Annotated in this window: 11 protein-coding genes and 1 pseudogene; 7 read left to right on the top strand and 5 right to left on the bottom strand. The window is 53.7% G+C overall.

Going from position 1 to position 18,902, the window contains the following annotated elements; translation table 11 throughout:
• Positions 1-14: 14 nt before the first annotated feature.
• On the top strand, positions 15-2,996 hold the full coding sequence (locus tag RHH81_RS03160) for an FHA domain-containing protein (protein ID WP_206201035.1): 2,982 nt from the start codon (positions 15-17) through the stop codon (positions 2,994-2,996).
• Here the strand turns inward: RHH81_RS03160 and RHH81_RS03155 are convergent.
• Positions 2,993-4,231 carry an aspartate aminotransferase family protein gene (locus RHH81_RS03155; RefSeq protein ID WP_206201034.1) on the bottom strand — a complete coding sequence of 413 codons (1,239 nt, stop codon included), beginning with the start codon at positions 4,229-4,231 and terminating at the stop codon, positions 2,993-2,995. The two genes, RHH81_RS03160 and RHH81_RS03155, sit on opposite strands and share 4 nt — an antisense overlap.
• 156 nt (positions 4,232-4,387) lie before the next feature.
• On the opposite strand from RHH81_RS03155, the gene nrdJ reads away from it, so the two are divergent.
• Positions 4,388-8,752 (top strand): ribonucleoside-triphosphate reductase, adenosylcobalamin-dependent, encoded by a 4,365-nt coding sequence (gene nrdJ / locus RHH81_RS03150; RefSeq protein WP_310743372.1) that lies wholly within the window; start codon positions 4,388-4,390, stop codon positions 8,750-8,752.
• Between the two features lie 37 nt (positions 8,753-8,789).
• On the opposite strand, the gene RHH81_RS03145 is transcribed toward nrdJ, so the two are convergent.
• The gene (locus RHH81_RS03145) at positions 8,790-10,361 is read right to left on the bottom strand and encodes a serine/threonine-protein kinase (RefSeq protein ID WP_310743371.1); all 1,572 of its coding nucleotides are present in this window, start codon (positions 10,359-10,361) and stop codon (positions 8,790-8,792) included.
• Between the two features lie 357 nt (positions 10,362-10,718).
• On the opposite strand from RHH81_RS03145, the gene yqeK reads away from it, so the two are divergent.
• Together yqeK and RHH81_RS03135 are read left to right on the top strand one after the other, a co-directional pair.
• A complete protein-coding gene (gene yqeK / locus RHH81_RS03140; protein ID WP_149820967.1) occupies positions 10,719-11,369 on the top strand; it encodes a bis(5'-nucleosyl)-tetraphosphatase (symmetrical) YqeK in 651 nt (216 codons plus the stop codon).
• A 45-nt stretch (positions 11,370-11,414) separates the two neighbouring features.
• Positions 11,415-12,260: an ABC transporter permease gene (locus RHH81_RS03135; RefSeq protein WP_149820969.1), complete on the top strand. Its 846-nt coding sequence runs from the start codon at positions 11,415-11,417 to the stop codon at positions 12,258-12,260.
• Here RHH81_RS03135 and RHH81_RS03130 read toward each other — a convergent pair.
• Positions 12,257-14,134, bottom strand: coding sequence for a caspase family protein (locus RHH81_RS03130; protein WP_206201031.1), 1,878 nt, complete (start codon positions 14,132-14,134; stop codon positions 12,257-12,259). The genes RHH81_RS03135 and RHH81_RS03130 overlap by 4 nt on opposite strands.
• A 132-nt stretch (positions 14,135-14,266) precedes the next feature.
• The gene (gene phoU, locus RHH81_RS03125) at positions 14,267-14,905 is read right to left on the bottom strand and encodes a phosphate signaling complex protein PhoU (protein ID WP_206201030.1); all 639 of its coding nucleotides are present in this window, start codon (positions 14,903-14,905) and stop codon (positions 14,267-14,269) included.
• A gap of 148 nt (positions 14,906-15,053) precedes the next feature.
• On the opposite strand from phoU, the pseudogene RHH81_RS03120 reads away from it, so the two are divergent.
• Positions 15,054-15,859, top strand: a pseudogene (locus RHH81_RS03120) (IS630 family transposase).
• Positions 15,860-15,961: 102 nt separating this feature from the next.
• Here the strand turns inward: RHH81_RS03120 and RHH81_RS03115 are convergent.
• On the bottom strand, positions 15,962-16,771 hold the full coding sequence (locus RHH81_RS03115) for a fumarylacetoacetate hydrolase family protein (RefSeq protein WP_310743370.1): 810 nt from the start codon (positions 16,769-16,771) through the stop codon (positions 15,962-15,964).
• Between the two features lie 115 nt (positions 16,772-16,886).
• Here RHH81_RS03115 and rpsF point away from each other — a divergent pair, with 115 nt between their 5' ends.
• Both rpsF and RHH81_RS03105 read left to right on the top strand, forming a co-directional pair.
• On the top strand, positions 16,887-17,231 hold the full coding sequence (gene rpsF, locus RHH81_RS03110; RefSeq protein WP_206201028.1) for a 30S ribosomal protein S6: 345 nt from the start codon (positions 16,887-16,889) through the stop codon (positions 17,229-17,231).
• Between the two features lie 40 nt (positions 17,232-17,271).
• On the top strand, positions 17,272-18,891 hold the full coding sequence (locus RHH81_RS03105) for an ABC transporter substrate-binding protein (RefSeq protein ID WP_310438017.1): 1,620 nt from the start codon (positions 17,272-17,274) through the stop codon (positions 18,889-18,891).
• Positions 18,892-18,902: the final 11 nt, after the last annotated feature.

Below are 18,902 nucleotides of genomic sequence, written 5' to 3'. Positions count from 1 at the left end.
TCTAAACAAGCGGTATGGCAGTGCCCATTCTCAACCTTTTAGCGGCTGATGGTTCACGACAGCAAATTCAACTGGGGCGCGATCGCCTGCTTATCGGTACCGACCCCCAAAGCCAAGTGATTCTCGTCGGTGAGGGGATTTCCCGCCACCATGCCTTGATTATTCCCACGGAGACGGGTTATCAAGTGGCGGATCTCGGGAGCGCCAGCGGCACTTTTTTGAATGGTACGAAGCTGCGGCCACGCACCCCTGTGGCGCTGAAGGCGGGCGATCGCCTACAAATCGGTGAGTTTGAAGCCATTTTTGATCCAGATGGCATAGCAACAACGGAACTGCCGGGCACGGTGGTGATGGGGGCTGCCAGTACGCCGATCTTGCAGGTGGCGACGCCCCAGTGGTTGCAGGAGTTTCCGCTGCTGAAGGAGGAACTGGTTCTCGGTCGGGATCCGAAGGCGGACATCACCATTGACCATCCCTTTGTGTCCTTTCACCATGCCAAGCTGGTGCGATCGGGAGAGCATTACAAAATTATTGACTTGGGCAGCAAAAATGGTCTCCACTGGCGCGGAAAAACGATTAGCGAACATGCCTTGGCACCGGGGGATGTGATCCATGTGGGGGAATTCCTGCGGCTGACCTACTTGTTGATGCCCGCCACGGAGGTTGTGGAGCAAACGCGCCCCCTCCAACTGCGCGATCGCCAGCAGATTCGGATTGGCCGTGACCCCAGTAACGATATGGTGCTGGATCATCCGGTCGTCTCGCGATTTCATGCCCGCCTCTACCTTCAGGAAGGACAGTGGTACATTGTCGATCTCGACTCTGCCAACGGCACCTTCATCAATAACCAGCGCCTTGAACCCCGCAAACCTATGCCTTTACCCACGGGGGCCTTGGTGCGCATTGGCCCCTATAGCTCGCTGTTTACCCCCGATGAAACCATTGTTCCCCACAACGACAGTGGCAATCTGCGCCTCGATGCCATCCACCTCAGCAAAACCACCGCCAAGGGGGCAAAGCTGCTGCAAGATATTTCCCTTTCAATTTTGCCCCGCGAGTTTGTCGCGATTGTTGGCGGCAGTGGTGCCGGTAAATCAACGCTCCTCGATGCCCTCAACGGCTTTCGTCCTGCTACGGCGGGTACGGTACTCGTCAACGGCTATGATCTGTACCGCTACTTTGGCACCTATCGCACCCAGATTGGCTATGTGCCTCAGGATGACATTATCCACAGTGAGCTAACGGTGGCTCAGGCCTTGGACTATGCGGCACGACTGCGCTTACCTGCTGATTTTAGCGATCAAGAGCGACAGGAACAGGTGAACCGCGTCCTTGCGGAATTGGAGTTAACATCTCGCCGCAATGTACTGGTGAAACAACTGAGTGGCGGTCAGCGCAAACGAGTGTCGATTGGTGTGGAATTGCTCACCCGCCCCAGTTTATTTTTCTTGGATGAGGCCACTTCTGGCTTGGATCCGGGCACGGAAACCCAGATGATGCGGCTGTTGCGGCAGTTGGCAGATCAGGGGCGAACAATTTTACTGATTACCCATGCCACTAAAAATGTGATGCTCTGCGATTTGGTGGTGTTTTTAGCACGGGGCGGCCACCTTGCCTATTTTGGGCCACCGGATCAAGCCCTCAACTATTTTGATGTCCAAGATTTTGATGAAATTTACCTCAAGATTGAGAGCGAACCTAATCCAGCCGTATGGCAGCAGCGCTATCGCCAGTCTCATCTGTATCAAACCTATGTGGTGGAGCGGCAGCGTCCCCTCAACGTGGATACGGGGGCAACCCGACAAGTCCAACCCCAACGCCAAAAAGCAACGATTCCCCAAGTGGCACCGTGGCGGCAGTGGTGGATTCTCACTCAGCGAAACTTGGCCATTTTGCGACAGGATCGGGCGGCACTCATTCTCATGCTCTCCCTCGCGCCGATTTTGGGAGCCTTGGATTTTGTCCTCTGGAAGCCAACGATTCTCGATCCGGATCAGGGGGATGCGGGGCAGGCATTTACGATGGCCTTTGTTACTGTGCTGATTGCGGTGATGGTGGGCAGCCTAGCGACGATGCGGGAAATTGTTAAGGAACTGGAGATCTATCGCCGGGAGCGGATGGTGGGGTTGGGGCTGTGGCCCTATATTTTCTCCAAGCTTGGCCCAGCAGTGGTGCTGGCACTGTACCAAGCAGCGGTTTTTTTGGCGGTGAAGTTTTTGGCGATCGATCTGAGCCTCGGTATTGGGGCGATCGCTGGCTTGTATCTAACGCTGTTTCTGGCCACCTTTGGTGGCATGGTGATGGGGTTATTGGTCTCTGCCCTCTCGCCGACGCAAACCGTGGCTCCCTTGTTAACGATTCTCTTTTTGGTACCCCAGATTACCTTTGCTGGAGCAATTATTCCTCTGAAGGATCTAGGGGGCGTGGGCAATTTGATCAGCGATGTCACCCTGACCCGCTGGAGTTATGCCAATGTGGTGTCCCTGTTCGGCTTTGGTCAGGATGTGGCGCGGGATGCCTGCTGGCAGCAATCCAAATCTGAACGGGAGAAACTCAGTCCTGAAGCCCTAGAGCAATGTCCGTGTTTTGATGATAACCTCTTTCAACGTTGCCGCTTTCCCGGCGTGCGCAAGGAGTACCACCCCGCTGTAGATGAACCCGAACCCCCACAACCTCCGGAACCGGGTGATCCACCGCCACTGCCCAATTCGGTCTTAGAGTTTGATCAGGCCTATCGCGATCGCGTCGAGGAATACAATCAACGGGTCAAAGACTATCAGAGGGCCATGGATCGCTGGCAAGACCAATTTGCCCTCTGGAAAGAGCAGCGGGGGCGGGCGATCGCCAGCGGTGAAGCTCTTATTGATCGCTTTTGGAGTCTTCAGGGGCACACGTTCAACGCCAATGTCACCGTCAATAACCTGCGCTTAGGGGGCATTATTGCCCTCATGCTGGGACTAGTGGGGGTTTTTCAAAAACGCAAGGATGTGCTTTAGGCTGCTAAGTGGGCAAAGGCTCGGCTCACTGCCCCTAAGGCCATATCAATCTCGGCAGCACTGACAATGAGAGGAGGGACAAAGCGCACCACCTGCGGCCCCGCGGGCACCAGCAATAGCCCCTCAGCAAGGGCAGCTTTGACGACTTCAGCAGCGGTGAGGGGGGTGTCGGGTTGCAGTTCCAGACCGTTGATCAGTCCCCAGCCGCGCACCTCAGCAATGAGCTGAGGATAGGTTGCTGCTAGTTCGCGTAGTCCTGTCCGCAGTTGCTGCCCGCGATCGCGCACATTTTCGAGGAGATTCTCTTTTTCAAGGGTTTCACAAACCGTGAGCGCTGCTGCCGTGGCCAAGGGGTTACCGCCAAAGGTACTGGCATGATCCCCCGGCTGAAAGACAGCACAAAACTCCTTGGCAATCATGGCACCAATGGGAACTCCCCCCGCTAGGCCTTTGGCCAAGGTGAAAATATCGGGTTCAACACCGAGGGTTTCATAGCCCCACAGGGAACCCGTGCGCCCCATACCCGCTTGTACTTCATCAAAAATCAGGAGAATGCCTTTTTCGGTACAGAGTTGGCGTACCTGCTCAAAGTAGGGGCGATCGCCAGGACGGACTCCCCCTTCTCCCTGTAACGGTTCCAACAGAATAGCGGCCACTTGGGGCTGGGACTGATCTAGTTGCTCAACAAGAGTCTGCAATGCCGCAAAATCGTTGTAGGGAACATAGGCGAAGCCGGGCACCAAGGGGTCAAAGTGTTGTTGGTATTTTGGTTGACCCGTAGCAGTAATCGTGGCGAGGGTGCGTCCGTGGAAGCTAGCCTGTGCCGTAATGATGATCGGGTTGGCAATGTGGCGAACCGTATGGGCATATTTGCGCGCCAGTTTAATGGCTGCTTCGTTGGCTTCGGCACCGGAATTGCAGAAAAACACGCGATCGCCACAGGAGTGATCCACAAGCCACTGCGCTAGCGCCCCCTGTTGAGGAATGTAATAGAGATTGGAAACATGGTGCAGGGTTTGCATTTGCCGACTGACCGTCTCCACCAAGGCCGGATGGGCATGACCCAAGGTACAGGTGGCAATCCCCGCCACAAAGTCCAGATAGCTGCGGCCTTGATCATCCCAAACGCGGCAGCCTTCACCGCGCAGCAGCGCAATGGGAAAACGACCATAGGTGGTCATCACCACTTGGTCAAAGGCATCGGTACTGAAGGACGTTGGGGGAGCAGCAACCATTGACTCTGGACTCAAAGCAAAAACTTCCTGCTATCTTAGCATCTCCCTCTCGCTGTGGCAGGGGAGTTACGGGTCGCTCTAGAATTAGTGCTTATTGACCCCCAAGGATTGCTTCGGTACACTACACCTAGTATTCCGCCATTGAGTCCTGCCCCTATGGTGCAAAATCCTCCCCGTCCTCAAACTAGCTTCCCCGCTACGGCTCCCACCGCCTATCCCGTGTTTTACCGCACCTACAGCCGCCAAAATGAAGCGGGTGAGCGGGAAAATTGGCAACAGGTGTGCGATCGCACCCTGCAAGGACTACAGGAAGTGGGGCACCTCACTGCAGCAGAAGTTGCCCTTCTTCGGGAAATGCAGCAGGCGCTAAAGGCGTTGCCCTCTGGGCGCTGGCTGTGGGTCGGAGGAACGGATTGGGTGCGCCAGCCCGAGAACTTTTCCGGTGCCTACAACTGCACCAGCACCAATGTCGTGGATTGGGATTCCTTTGGCCTGATGATGGATCTGGCCATGCAGGGCTGTGGTACAGGGGCGATCCTAGAGCAGAAATACATCTCCCAGTTGCCGCCGATTTGCAATCGCCTTGAGGTGACTGTCATTGGTCAAATTGGTCAAACCCCCAAGGAAGCGCGTCAAGAGCAAACAACTGTAATACTCACGGGGCAGACCTGTCACATCAAAGTGGGGGATAGCCGCCAAGGGTGGGTGAAGTCCTACCAAACGCTGCTTGAACTCGCCAGCAACCCTCAACTCGGTGGTTTAGTTCAGGTGACGATTGACATTAGTGATGTGCGTCCCACCGGTGAGCGGCTCAAGGGGTTTGGGGGAGTTGCCAATCCAGTAAAGCTGCCAGACCTCTACCATCGCTGCGCGGCACTGTTGAATGCGGCGGTGGGTCGCCAGTTGACCTCTGTGGAGTGTTGTCTGCTGATTGATGAGGCAGCCGTTGTGGTTGTTGCTGGCAATGTGAGGCGTTGTTTGCCTGAGGATGCTTTGGTACACACAAGCAAGGGACTGATCCCGATCAAAGACATCCAAGTGGGGGACTGGGTGCAAACGCCCTTAGGGTTTCGGCAAGTAACCCAGAAATTTGACCAAGGCTACCAAGAGGCTTATGAAGTAATAACCAATGGTCCCTTGCTGCGAGCTACCCTAAACCATCGGATTGCAACTCTTGCGGATGTTTCAGGGGGAATTCACTGGAAATTTGTCAATGCCTTAAACCCGGGCGATCGCCTGCTTCACAACACTCAAGTTTTACCCGGTACAGTTACTCATTTGCCATCAGACTTGACTGATTCTCGACCACGCGGTAGTCATACTTCTCAAGCAATCACTATTCCAGAACTGACGGCTGATGTTGCTTGGTTAATTGGCTTTACCCACGGGGATGGTTATGTTAGCTTGGGACGCAACAAGTACAACAAACCCTTTGGTAGCATTTGTTGGGTTTACAACAGTTTAGATTCCAAGCTTGCTCAGCAGATTCATACTAAAATCAACTGTGCTCTTACTCTCTTCGGTGTACAAGCCAGACAAGAGTGTATTGAAGGTGAGAATACCTTGCGATCGCGAGTAACCTCTATTCATCTTGCAGAATACTTTCACCGCTATATTAAGCAACCTAAACAACCGTTAGAAGTCCCTAGCTTTATCTTGCAGGGAACGGTTGAGGTGCGTTGCGCTTACTTAGCAGGTCTAGTGGATAGTGACGGTTCTGCCTGTGGGCGGCCACCTTACCTATTAACGACTGTATATCCTAAATTTGCTCGTCAAGTTAGCGCTCTTTTATCTAGTTTGGGAATTGCTACTCGAATCGGTGTCACACTCCCCCAAAAAGAGCATTGGCAACTCAAATATCACCTTAAACTACCGGCTTTTAAGGCTCGCTACAACAGTCTCATTGCACCGTATTCCTTGAAAGGCAAAATTCATCAAGGACAGGAAGCCCATGGCTTTACAATTCCTGCAACTATGATGCGGGAAACCTATACCTATAGCCAAATGCGGGAAATGGGTTTTGAAGGTTCCCGAAGCGTGGATACCAATTACAAGAGGTATATTGCTGAAGCTGAAGTTAGTCTTGATATTCCCGTAACAGTAAAAGAACTAGGCAGCTATGACTATGTTCAGACCTATGATATTGAGGTCGAAGATGCCCACTGTTTTTACTGTGATGGTTATCTGATGCACAACAGCGCTGGTATGCGTCAGGGGGCAAGTGAGGATGAGGCTTTTGCCCAAGCTAAACAAAATCTCTGGCAACAGGATGAGCAAGGCAATTGGCGAATTGATCCGAAGCGGGATGCGCTGCGGATGGCCAACCACACCCGTGTCTTTCACACCAAGCCCAGTCTCGAGGAATGTATCAATGCCGTGCGCAGTCAGTTCTATTCAGGAGAAGGTGCCATTCAATGGGCCGGGGAGGCGATCGCCCGCGCCAATGCCGATCTTTTGACTACAGCGGATCTCAAGCAGGCCTTCCTCCGTGCCTATGAAAATCAACAGGGGGAGGCGTTTTTGCGGCAACTGTTGCCCACTATCGATCAGCGGGAGCTGGCTCACCGCTTGGGTCGTTATGGCCTCAATCCCTGTGTTACAAGCGATACGTGGGTACTCACAGAAGTAGGGCCGCGCCAAGTCAAAGATTTGATCGGCCAACAGCACGGCACCTATGTCAATGGCGAATTGTTTAGTACCACCGCCGCTGGCTTTTTCCTGAGTGGTATCCAGCCAGTTCTCAAACTTACCACCCGTGAAGGCTATACCCTACGGCTCACCGCGAACCATCGTTTGCTGAAAGTGACCGCCCAAACCCCGAAAAGACAATACACGGAATGGGTAGAAGCAGGTCAATTGCACGCGGGCGATCGCCTTCTTTTGCACAATCACCGTGATCTAACCCCTTGGGGTGGTAAGGGAACTTGGGAAGAAGGCCGTTACGCCGCTCAAGCCCTTTATCAAGTTGCCATAGGAAGCGCTGCTGTGCAAACCCAAGCAGCAGGCTGTTTCACAGGGATTAAACACCGCCAAAACGACTGGATAGCTGTACTCCCCCATAGCTTAGAAAAGAACTTTCGCCTAATCACGATCGAGGAAGGCAGCTATGCATTCTACTGCGGGTTCCTCCGAGAGATTTTCGTTACGACTCAGTTAACATCAATACCACGGCTGCATGTCACACTGGGGGATCGACAACTAGCCTCACTTATTCAGCGCATGCTACTGCGTTTGGGAATCGTTTCGGTGGTTGCAGAATCATCCCTAGTTATCCAAGGGGATAATCTCACAACGCTGGCTCGGGTTCTGGAATTGGGGGCGATCGCCCATAATGACTCCTTACCTCCCGAACGCTTTACAGTTGTCGTTGAGTCAATTACTCCCGATGGCATTGAGCCAGTGTATGACTGTACCGTGCCCGGCCCGAATTGCTTTGATGCCAATGGCTTTGTTGCTCACAATTGCGGTGAAATTATTGGTGCTGATTTCCACTGCAACCTTGCGGAAATCCACCTGAATCAAATTGATCCAGCGGATACGATCACACAGGAAAAAGCCTTCAAGGCTGGTGCGGTCTCAGTGGCAGCGCTGTTGAACCATCGCTTTGTTGTCGATCGCTATCAATACTCCCGCGCGATTGATCCCATTGTTGGCGTCAGTTTTACGGGGCTATTTGACTTCTGTGTTCATGCCTTTGGTGTGCCTTGGCTGGAATGGTGGGCCGCAGGACGACCGGATACCCCCCAAGGGCGCGAATTCAAAGCCCAAGAGGCAGCCTTCCTACAACACTGGCGGCAAATTGTCCATGAGACCGTCTGGGAGTATTGCGATCGCCACGGCCTCAAGCGCCCCAATCGCTGTACCACCGTCCAACCCTCCGGTACCAAATCCCTGTTGACGGGTGCCTCTCCCGGCTGGCATCCCCCCAAAGCCCAACGCTTTATTCGACGGATTACCTTCCGCAAGGGCGACCCCGTGGCCATGGCCTGCTATGACTTTGGCTACAATATCATTCCCTCCCAGTCCGATAAGGATGAGACAGGGAAACTTCTTGATGATCCCTTTGATCCACGGTGTACCGAGTGGCTAGTGGAAATTCCCGTTGCCGTCTCTTGGGCAGATCTGCCGGGGGCAGACACGATTGATATTAGCCAGTTTTCGGCCTTGGCGCAGTTTGACTTCTATATGCAGGTGCAGCAGCACTACACCACCCACAACACCAGTGCCACCATTGAGCTACGGGAACCTGAAGTCGAACCCCTTGCCACGGCAATTTACACGGCGATTCAGCAGGATCAAGGGTATATCTCTGCGGCGCTCTTGGCACGCTTTGATGCCCATGAAACATTCCCGCGTCTGCCCTTTGAGCCCATTAGCAAAGAACGGTACGAGCAAGAAGTCGCTGCGGTTGCTCGGCGCAAGCGGATCCATGATTTCCATGCAGCCCTTTCCCGCTATACCCAGCCCGTGATGGAAGCAGGGCCTGCCGGCTGTGACTCCGACAAGTGTCTCACATCCTAGGACAGCTGGGGGGATGCCCCCCTGATTGAGTTCGGGTTTAGTATTTAGGCAACTTTGTAAACCAATTCTTTTTGGCGCGATCGAGTTGGCCTTGAACCATTCCAGAGACCATACTGAAGTCTGCCCCAGAAATATCGGCACCGGTAAAGTTGGCTCCTGAGATCGAGGCATCCTGCAATTTTGCTCCCTTCAAATTTGCCCGCTCAAAGTTGGCTTGCACCAGATAGGCACCGCAGAGATTGGCATCACTCAGGTTGGCCCCCTGAAGATTGGCTTCCCGCAAGACCACATTGGTGAGGATACAACCCTTCAAATCAGCATTGGTAAAATTGGCATTGGCAAAATTGGCACCGGAGAGATCGGCATTGCGCAATACCACATTGGAGAGATCGACATCCACAAAATCCCGTTCTCCCCGCTTATAGGCCGTTAGCACTTGGGCAGCCGTCATCCGTACGGTGACTTTGGGGCGCAGATGCTGACCCGAGCCTACCCCCACAACTGGCGGCCCACCCCATGGAGATCCTGTCATCCGCGATTGCCGCAACCGAGCTGCTGCAGCATTTTGACGCACAGAGGAGGCATAACTAGAGGACTGAGCTGATCCACGGGGTCGGCCTTGGCTGGGAGGGGCTGCAAGGGCATTACTGAGGTCATCATCCTCTGCTGTAACGGTAGGGGCAGCCAGCGCAGGTGTTTCTTGGCAATCAAGGAGCTGGAGATCGGCTAGGACATCGATCGCGCTTTGGTAACGGTTTTTAACGCTATCCTCCAGCATTTTGTCGAGGAGAGCGGCAAACTCAGGGGAGATATTTTTGACGTAGCGCTTCCAATGCCATTCCCCCGTGTGCGGATCTCGCTCAATCTCTTTGGGTGATTTACCAGTGAGCAGATAAACACAAGTGACACCCAGAGCGTAAATATCGCTGGCATAGATGGGACGCATGGCCATTTGCTCCGGCGGCGCATACATGGGCGTTCCCACGGCAAAGCTGGTAAATGTGGATAGCTCTGGGGCATTTTCCACCATCGCCTGGGTGACTTTGTCTTTGACTGCACCAAAGTCAATGAGCACTAGCTTGTTGTCAATATCACGGCGGATCAAGTTGGCAGGCTTAATGTCACGGTGGATCACACCATTTTTGTGTAGGTAATCAAGGATGGGCAGCACTTCCTGCAAAACCTGCTTCACCTCTTCTTCGCTTTTGGGGCCAAAGCGTTTGACCTCCTGTTGCAGGGTGAGGCCACCCACATATTCTTGGATGAGATAGAACTCATTTTCATTTTCAAAGTAGCCAAGCAGACGCGGCAGTTGGGGGTGGTTGCCAACTTTGCCGAGAGTGGTCGCTTCCCGCAAAAAGAGTTCCCGCGCCATAGCCAAGATATGGGGGGCGGTGGCGGCTGGCCGTAATTGTTTAATCACACAACTGGGATTGCCGGGCAACTTTGTATCAATCGCCAAGAAGGTCGTGCCAAACCCCCCTCGCCCCAGCACTTTAATGGCTTTGTATTGATCGTTGAGCAACAATTTGCTGCCACAGGATTGGCAAACCTCTACATCATCGGGGTTTTCTGGCTTGACACAGTTTGGGTTTAGGCAGTAACTCATAAGCAGCCAAGGGGATGAACAGCACGTTCAACAGGGGGAAGGGTGATAGGGTGACCTGTTTTCAAGTCACAGCTCACAGGAATGTGCCCCCACCGCTAGTATGATTCAATAGCTTCCACAGGACGACTCCGTACTTTTACGATACTCTTTTTTCTTTGCCTTACCCTATCCGTGAAATTACGGAAGTTGGACAAAACGCTTACAGCCTTTTCTTAAAAAAAATATGGGATGCATAAGGAGAAAGTTTATCCTGCTCTACAGTTGCTTTGACGGTTTCAAGAGTTTCCCAACCTTGTGAAAAGAGCCTTCGGTATGATACAAGGGTAGCACTTCATCATCCCTGCTGTGGCTTTGGCTATGACCCCGCTTGTGACAACTGATGCTAAAGATTCGCTGTGCGATCGCCAGCAGGTTTTGGCGTGGTTGACGGAGAATGTGCCGGCACCCCGACTCCAACATATCCTGCGGGTAGAAACGATGGCGGCGGAGCTGGCTCTCCACCATGGCTTGGATGTGGATCGGGCGGCGTGGGCGGGGTTATTACACGATTTGGCAAAGTACTTTCCGCCGGAGCGGCTATTGAGCATGGCACGGGAGGCGGGGCTGCCAATTACGGAGGTGGATGAGGCGGATCCCCACCTGCTTCACGCGGATGTGAGTGCCCTTGTGGCGCGACAGCAATTTGGCATTACCGATGAACAGGTCTTAGCAGCCGTCGCCAACCATACCTTGGGTCAACCGGGAATGGATGCCTTGAGTTGTGTTGTGTTTCTCGCGGATAGCTTGGAGCCGGGGCGAGGCCAGACAGTGGAGCTAGAGGAATTGCGCAAGGTGGCTCACCAAAATTTACAGGAGGCAGTGTGGCGGGTGTGCGATCGCACGCTGTTGTGGTTGGTTGACCAGCACCGCTTAATTCACCCCCGCATGATCCTCACCCGCAACTGGGCAATGCAGGTGGCACCAGCAAAACCGAAAAAGAGCGAAAAGAAAGGCGCCGCCAAGGTTTAGAGGCCTTGCTACCCTAGAAAACAGGTTTGATCTCGGAGTTGCGTTATGACCACCGCTTCAGCAAGGGCTGTTCCCGGTATTTTCTCAGGTGAATTCATTCAGGAAACGCTCGCTTTGACCCGTCGCCTGTTTATCCAACTGCAACGGCGCCCTTCAACACTGGTGGCGGGGGTGGTACAACCCTTGATTTGGCTGATCCTCTTTGGTGCCCTCTTCCAGAATGTGCCGCAGGGTCTGTTTGGCGAGAGTACCAATTATGGTCAGTTTCTCTGTGCCGGTATTATTGTCTTTACCGCCTTTAGTGGCGCCCTCAATGCGGGGCTGCCGGTGATGTTTGACCGTGAGTTTGGCTTTTTGAATCGGCTGTTGGTGGCGCCATTGGCTTCGCGGTTTTCAATTGTGTTGGCCTCGGCTTTGTTCATCACAACCCTGAGTTTGATTCAGGTGGTGGCGATCGCCAGCCTAGGGGTGCTGCTAGGAACGGGGCTACCGAATTTAGCGGGCATTGGAGTTGTCTTGGCCACCGTACTAATCTTGGTTTTTGGTGTGACAGCCCTAAGTCTGGGACTCACCTTTGCCTTGCCCGGTCACATTGAACTGTTGGCGGTGATTTTTGTGATCAACCTGCCGTTACTCTTTGCCAGTACTGCCTTGGTGCCCCTGTCGTTTATGCCGCGCTGGTTGCAGTGGATTGCCAGCCTCAACCCCCTCAGTTTGGCGATTGAACCGATTCGCTATGTCTATTTACATCCTGACTGGCAGTTTAGTGATGTGGTCATGGTAGCGCCTTGGGGATCCCTAAGCTTGGGAGCAGCGCTGCTGATTCTTTTGGCGGTTGCCGTGGGGATGAGCCTACTCATTCAACCCCTGTTGCGGCGGCGCTTGGCCTAGACCACCCGCAGCGTGAAGCCTTGGGTACACCACTCCCGCACATCCAAGCAAAACTCATTCCCTTCCGGTTCACTGCTGAGATCCCCTAGCAGACCGAGAACCAAGGCAAGACTATCTTCACCAGAAATTAGCAATGGCTCTGAATGGCTAGGGTGGCTACTCAGTTGACTAAAACGAGTCAGGGGGCGGTGGCTGCTGATGATAAAAACCTTCAGCCATTGGCAAGGGCGATTCAGCGTCCACGTATAAAGGGGAATATTCAAGCCCGGCGCAACCGCCAACTGCCACGACTGTGTTTGCAGCGGCAGGAGGAGAATGCCCTGACTGCTATCCCATGCAAAGGCGACAATGTTGAGGGGGCGATCGCCATAGTTGTAGAGGCTCCAGCGGCAAGTATCCCCCTTGGCCAAGGTGAGGGGCGTGTCTAAGTTCGTGGCTGGCAGCTTGGTGCTCAGGACATCTGGCAGGGGATTGGGGCTGCGGGGTGGGGATTGGCGGCTTAAGAGTTTTGCCATTGGCGATAGTTGCTCAAGGGTTGTACACACGGCCACCTGACTAGAGGTGGGGTTCAAGGTCAGTGTCAGCCATTTTTGAGCCAGCAGGGCATTCAGCAGGGGGTTCAAGCGGCGGATGCCGGCTTTAGCAGCTTCATTGGTACCACTACAACTGTGTTGAAGCAATGTTCCCACCGGCCATTCCAATCCATAGCTACCCCCTGTGGCACTTCTAGTGAGAACCACATCTGGCAGCGACTCACTGCCGTTGAGCACAGCAACGTTCTCTTCGTTGGTCAGGGCATTGATGGCATCTACGCGCTCAATTTTGCTCAGCTTGGGGTCTAGTGCCACTTGTACCTGCAGATTTTTCCCTAGGCGCCGTTGTTGCTCATAGAGGCGATCGCCCACTTGCAGGGGCTGACCACTTACCCCCTGAGCCATGATGCCATTAAAACTAACCATGTCAACGACCGTGGCACCGTCAGCAGTGCTCCAACGACTGTGGGGATGACAATGGGCTAATAGCCAAGGACTGAGGCCGCCACACCAAACCTGAAGGGCGCGATCGTGACCGGTACTTTGCACCACACCGTCAAAGCCGTGGGATAGGGGGACATTCCCCGGCAAGCTATCGCTGACGAGATGAATTTCTGCCCCGGTTTGCCAGCGCAGTTCATCGGCGGTGTACATCAGGCTCGTCGCCAAAGGGCGATCGCCCCCCAAAGCCGCTAGATAATGGCTCAAACTAGCAGTAAAGAGTCCCATAGGAACGCCATTCAGGTGCGTTTCTACCCCCAAATCGGCCCAAAGCAGATGATCCTTGGGAACTCGGCCTGCGCCACGGCTCTCTACAGGCTGCAACGGCACAAATCGCCAGCGCAACATCTCCCCCTCAATGGGTGGCGGGCTAAAGCGGGTGTCGAGCCATACCTGTACCCCTTTGGTACGCAGTAATTCAGCAAGCGGTAAGATGCCCTCACCTGCTGCTGTGGCATCGGCGAAAACCAGTGCTGGTTGTTGCTGCCAAAGCGTGCCGTAGCCACTAAAGTAAACTAACAGGGGCTGACCCGCGTGCTCCAGCACCCCTAGGGTTTCTTGAACCGCATCGAGGGTTGCCGCCTGTTCCGTCAGTAGCGTAATGTCACTGTCCGCTAGCCCCCAGCCATCTAGCAATAGGTTTTTCACTAGCTCAACATCCGTTAGACAACCGCCTAAAGGGGGCACACCCACTAACTGGGGATAGTGGTTAATGCCAATCAGGAGTGCTCGCCACGGACGAAGAGAGTCTGCCAAGGAGCCGCCTGCCGTTTGCCAAACCCACGGCATCAGTGTCAGTGCCGCAGCACCGTACAAAAAAGAACGACGGCTTAACCTCATGCCTTACCTCCCAACAGGCCCATCCTCAGATTCGAGCACAGGCACGACAACACTTATGAATTAGGACTAGTTCTATTCTCAAAGGTTGTGGACGCAATTCAGCGCACAGCGAGCATAAAACGTCAATTTTTCCTAGGGGTCTTCCCCCCGCACAATGAAGCAGACGCGCTGGCCAATGGTTACCGCATGATCACCAATGCGCTCTAGGTTGCGAATCAGCAGCAGGAGGATTAAGCGCAATTCCACTGGTTCTTGCGGATCCAAAGGGGTGCAGAGTCGCTCATAAAGACGTTGATAGTCGGCATCGACGGCATCATCGCAGTTGGCAAGGGCTAGCCCCACCTCAGGATCCAAATTGGCAATGGCGGATAGGGCTTCCGATAGTAACAGTTGCGATCGCTGGAACATCAAGCGGATGTCCTCAAGGTAGGGTGGGGGTGGATAGCGCAGCAGCGTTTGACCCGCACGGCCAATTTCAAGGGCATAATCGCCGATCCGCTCTAGATCGCGGCAGAGGTGCGAGAGCATGACCAAAAATCGGAGATCCTCGGCCACAGGAGCTTGCAATGTCAGCAGGGCGATCGCCTCACGATTGAGTTCCTGGGCGCTGCGGTCAATGTCCCGCTCCCTTTGGATCAACTGCTCGACACTGAGGAGATGTCGCTCAATCAAGACACCATAGGCCAACTGACAGGCACTTTCCACCAGTGTCCCCAGTCGCAGCAAGTCACTGCGCAGACGTTGTAATTGCCGTTCAAAATGGGTGGCCACGGCCTCAGACCAGCTCTTTGTAACATTATAGCTATTTCGAAAGGGAGTGAGATATTTTCAAGAGGCATAGGCTATACTCAAAGCATCATGAATATCACTCAAGAATATGAGCTATAGCTTGGACTGACGAGAGCGGGTTGTCTCCTACATCAAGCAAGGTGGCAAAATTAGTGAAGCAACTCAAATCTTCTAGGTCAGTTGCGCCACCATCCATCGCTGGCTGAAGCGAGAGAACTTAGCGCCCACGGTTGTCCCCCGTCGTCCTTGGAAGCTGGATTGGGCGGCCTTAGCAGCCGATGTTGCTGCCCATCCCGATGACCGTTTAATCGACCGTGCCCAGCGATTTGGCGTCCAAGTTTCCACCATTAGCTATGCCCTCGCCCAGATGGGCATCACCCGAAAAAAAAACAGATGCGTTACCAAGAACGGTGTGAAGAAGAGCGGCAAGCGTACCAACAGCAGCTCGACACATGGGTAGAGAGCCATGGGGAGGAAACGGTGGTGTCTATCGATGAGAGGGGGTTTGACTCTCGGGTGGAGTGTGAGTATGGGTGGTCAGCGCGAGGCCAACGAATTGATGGAGAGCGAGCGGGGAAGCGTCAGAAAAGAGAGAGTTGAGTCGCAGGACGGTATAGACACCAGAAAGACTTCATCGCCCCAATGCTGTTTTGCGGATACTTGAATGCGGTAGGGTTTGTGAGTTGGCTGAGTCAGTACTGTTTGCCGACGTTAAAGAGACCGTCGTTGTTGATGATGGATAATGCACCGATTCATCCAAAAGGGGTGATTCAGGCAGTGGTGAAAGCGGCGGGTCACGAGGTGTTATTTTTACCGAAATACTCTCCTGATTTGAATGTGATTGAGCACGACTTCAGTGCGTTGAAGCGATCGCGGATGTATGCAGGGTCAAACAGTTCGATTGATGAAGTGATTCGCAAGTATTGTGCTGGATGATATCTCATTCCTTATTGGAATAGCTATATCTGTCCACTGGTGCATCAATGGAGCCGACAATGTGTCTTTTCATCCGCCTAAAGTCATTAAAGAGGGATATTCCTAATAGGCGCGACCTAAGGAGGGTGTCCAAGGGGTCTCCGGTGTTGTGACTACCGACAGGAGGCTGCCAATGCCTTCAATTTCGACGCGCACGCGATCGCCCACCTGTAATGCACCAATTCCTGCGGGTGTCCCCGTCAATACCACATCCCCCGGCAGCAGTGTCATCACATAGCTAATGAAACTCACCAACTTGGCGGGTGAGAAAACCATTTGATCAATCGTTGCTGATTGGACGGGTTGCGCGGCCTCATTAATAAAGGTTTGCAACCGCGCATCGCTAGGAACCTCTCGCACAATCCAAGGCCCTAGGGGGCAAAAGGTGTCAAACCCCTTGGCCCGCGTCCATTGCTGCTCCCGCTGCTGCAGATCCCGAGCCGTGACATCGTTGGCGATCGTGTAACCCCAAATATGCTCAAGAGCTTCATTTTCAGGGCAGGCACGGGTACGACGACCAATGACCACCGCCAATTCCCCCTCATAGTCCACCCGCTTTACTTGGGGCGGATACCAAATGGGACAGCCGGGGGCTTGAACCGTTGTCGGCGGTTTTAGAAAAATTAATGGCTCAGGGGGCACGCTATCGCCCATTTCGGCAGCGTGCTTCACATAGTTGCGTCCGACAGCAACAATTTTTGAGGGGGAGCAGGGAGCCAAGAGTTGATAGCTATCGGGACTGAGGACTTGGTTCGTGGGTTGGCCGTGGAGCCACGGTGCCGCATCCCAAATCATCACTTCGCGGTTGAGTTGCAGTGTGCCGTAATGAATCTGTCCCCCCGTGGTCTGTACCCGCACAAACCGTTCCACCATAGTGAATTAGTCCCCTTTTTTCCTTGCCAAGAATGGCAAACTGCGGTGCTAAAATTATAAAGCCTTGCTTTTTGCATCCGTCAAAAGGCCATTTGTCCAAAGGGAGTTGACCTCAGTGATTACACGGAACTACGAAACGCTCTATATTGTTCGTCCTGATGTGGGCGAAGAACAACTGGAACAAACCATTAGCCAATTTCGCACTTTTTTAGAAGAACAGGGTGCGACAAAGCTTAAGGTGCAAAATCGCGGCAAGCGTCGGTTTGCCTACCCGATCAAGAAACTGCGGGAGGGCTACTACATTCTGATGACCTATACCGCTGCTGGGACGGCGATCGCCCCCCTAGAACGCGCTATGCGCCTCAATGAAAACATCCTCCGCTTCATGACGATTGTCCTTGAAGAAGAGGCCGACACCGAAGATGCCGAAGACGACAATCCTGTTCTTGCCCGTGCTTAGGACAGTACACTGATCCAAATTCACTTGAAAGGGGGGCATCATGGCACCATCTCCCGGTTCTTGGAAGTGCGATGGCGTACCTAAAAACGGTAAATCCTACCCCAATGCCAGCGGTGCCCACCCCCCCTATGAAAACTTTGGCCCCGACTGTGACATCTGTGGACTACCCCGTGAGGCCATGAATCCTGCCAGTGGTAATAGTGCTGCTGGGGCTGGAAAGTGGAAACTACCGCTAGTTGCTGCTGCCCTTGGGGTGGTTCTATTACTCGCGGGTGGTATTGGTTTCCTTGGCTATCGAATCTTTATTGCCAACCGCAACGGCACTACGCCACTGCCGATAGGAGGGACAACCAGTGGCAACCACTTGGTGAGCAAAACCACTGCCCGCAACACAGCCTATATTAGCCAAGGGGAGCGCATCCTGATCAGTGAACCCAATCCGCAGCGAGCAGCCCTGAAGCAAGAAGCCGCCCTTGCCTTTGATCAGGGAGATTGGGCACAGGCGATCGCCAAGTATCAAGAACTCGTCACCCTCGATCCCAATGATCCAGAGGCGCGCATTTATCTTAACAATGCCCGTGCCCGCCAAGCCGGCAATCCGATGACGATGGCCACCGTTGTTCCCATTGGTACTAGCCCCGATACTGCCAAGGAAATTCTGCGGGGGGTCGCTCAGTACCAAGAGCGCTTTAATGCCAGTGGCCCCAGTCGTGCCCTTGAAGTCGCCATTGTCAATGAAAACAGCCCCAATGGTGTAACCAGTTTGGCCGAAGATTTGATCAACAGTTCAATCCAAGGGGTACTGGGTCATGGCACCGACGCCAATAGTCGTGCCGCTCTACAGGTTTATGAGCAAGCGGGGATTGCGGCCCTTTCTCCCCTGACCACGAATGTCATCCCCCAAGACAACGGCACGGTTCAAGTGCAAACCCTATCTTTGAGTGAAAAGGGGCAACAACTCCTCAATACCTACCTTGACAATGCCGCCAATACCCTCGCCCAAGCCGCTGCGAAAAAAGTCCCTAATGCCAAAGTGGCTGTTCTCTACAACAGCGATAGTCCCTACAGTGATGAACTGAAAACTAAATTAGTCGCTGCTCTGCCTCGGTTTGGTGCGCAAGTGGTGCAACAGATGGATGTGGCCGCCCCCGGCTTTAATGCCAATACAGCAATGACCACAGCACAGCAAGCGGGAGCCAATGTGGTCATTTTGGCCATGAGTCGCGCCCGGGTGAATGATGCCGTTGCCCTTGCTATTGCCAATCAAACCCAAACTACCCCCCTGCAGTTGTTTGGTAGTGATCAACTCTACAGCCCTGATTTACTGATCAAGGGGGATAGCGCCATCAATGGCATGATTCTAGCAGTGCCTTGGAGTACTAACCCCAATGATCCCTTTGCGCAGCAGGCCGCACAAGCGTGGCGGGGGCAAATTAGTTGGCGCACCACAACTGCCTACGATGCAACTCAAGCCCTTGCCCAAGCGATGGTTCAAGGGGGCGATCGCGCCAGCACCCAACAACTGCTCCGCCAAGGGGTACAAATTCAGGGGCAAACCGCCAGTGGTACCTTTGATCGAGTTCCTCTGGTGCAAGCAGCACCGGGACCCAATGGCCCTAAAGGCTCCAACTACCAGTTCAACCCCCTCGGTAGCCTCTAAACCATCAAAAT

It is taken from the genome of Thermosynechococcus sp. PKX95, assembly GCF_031583295.1.
In the GTDB taxonomy this organism is placed as follows: Bacteria; Cyanobacteriota; Cyanobacteriia; order Thermosynechococcales; family Thermosynechococcaceae; genus Thermosynechococcus.
This window is presented reverse-complemented; position numbering and strand designations above follow the sequence as displayed.

Coding starts and splice junctions, on each gene's coding strand:
- RHH81_RS03160 (WP_206201035.1), top strand. CDS start 15: ATGGCAGTGCCCATTCTCAACCTTTTAGCGGCTGATGGTTCACGACAG.
- RHH81_RS03155 (WP_206201034.1), bottom strand. CDS start 4,231: ATGGTTGCTGCTCCCCCAACGTCCTTCAGTACCGATGCCTTTGACCAA.
- nrdJ (WP_310743372.1), top strand. CDS start 4,388: ATGGTGCAAAATCCTCCCCGTCCTCAAACTAGCTTCCCCGCTACGGCT.
- RHH81_RS03145 (WP_310743371.1), bottom strand. CDS start 10,361: ATGAGTTACTGCCTAAACCCAAACTGTGTCAAGCCAGAAAACCCCGAT.
- yqeK (WP_149820967.1), top strand. CDS start 10,719: ATGACCCCGCTTGTGACAACTGATGCTAAAGATTCGCTGTGCGATCGC.
- RHH81_RS03135 (WP_149820969.1), top strand. CDS start 11,415: ATGACCACCGCTTCAGCAAGGGCTGTTCCCGGTATTTTCTCAGGTGAA.
- RHH81_RS03130 (WP_206201031.1), bottom strand. CDS start 14,134: ATGAGGTTAAGCCGTCGTTCTTTTTTGTACGGTGCTGCGGCACTGACA.
- RHH81_RS03115 (WP_310743370.1), bottom strand. CDS start 16,771: ATGGTGGAACGGTTTGTGCGGGTACAGACCACGGGGGGACAGATTCAT.
- RHH81_RS03105 (WP_310438017.1), top strand. CDS start 17,272: ATGGCACCATCTCCCGGTTCTTGGAAGTGCGATGGCGTACCTAAAAAC.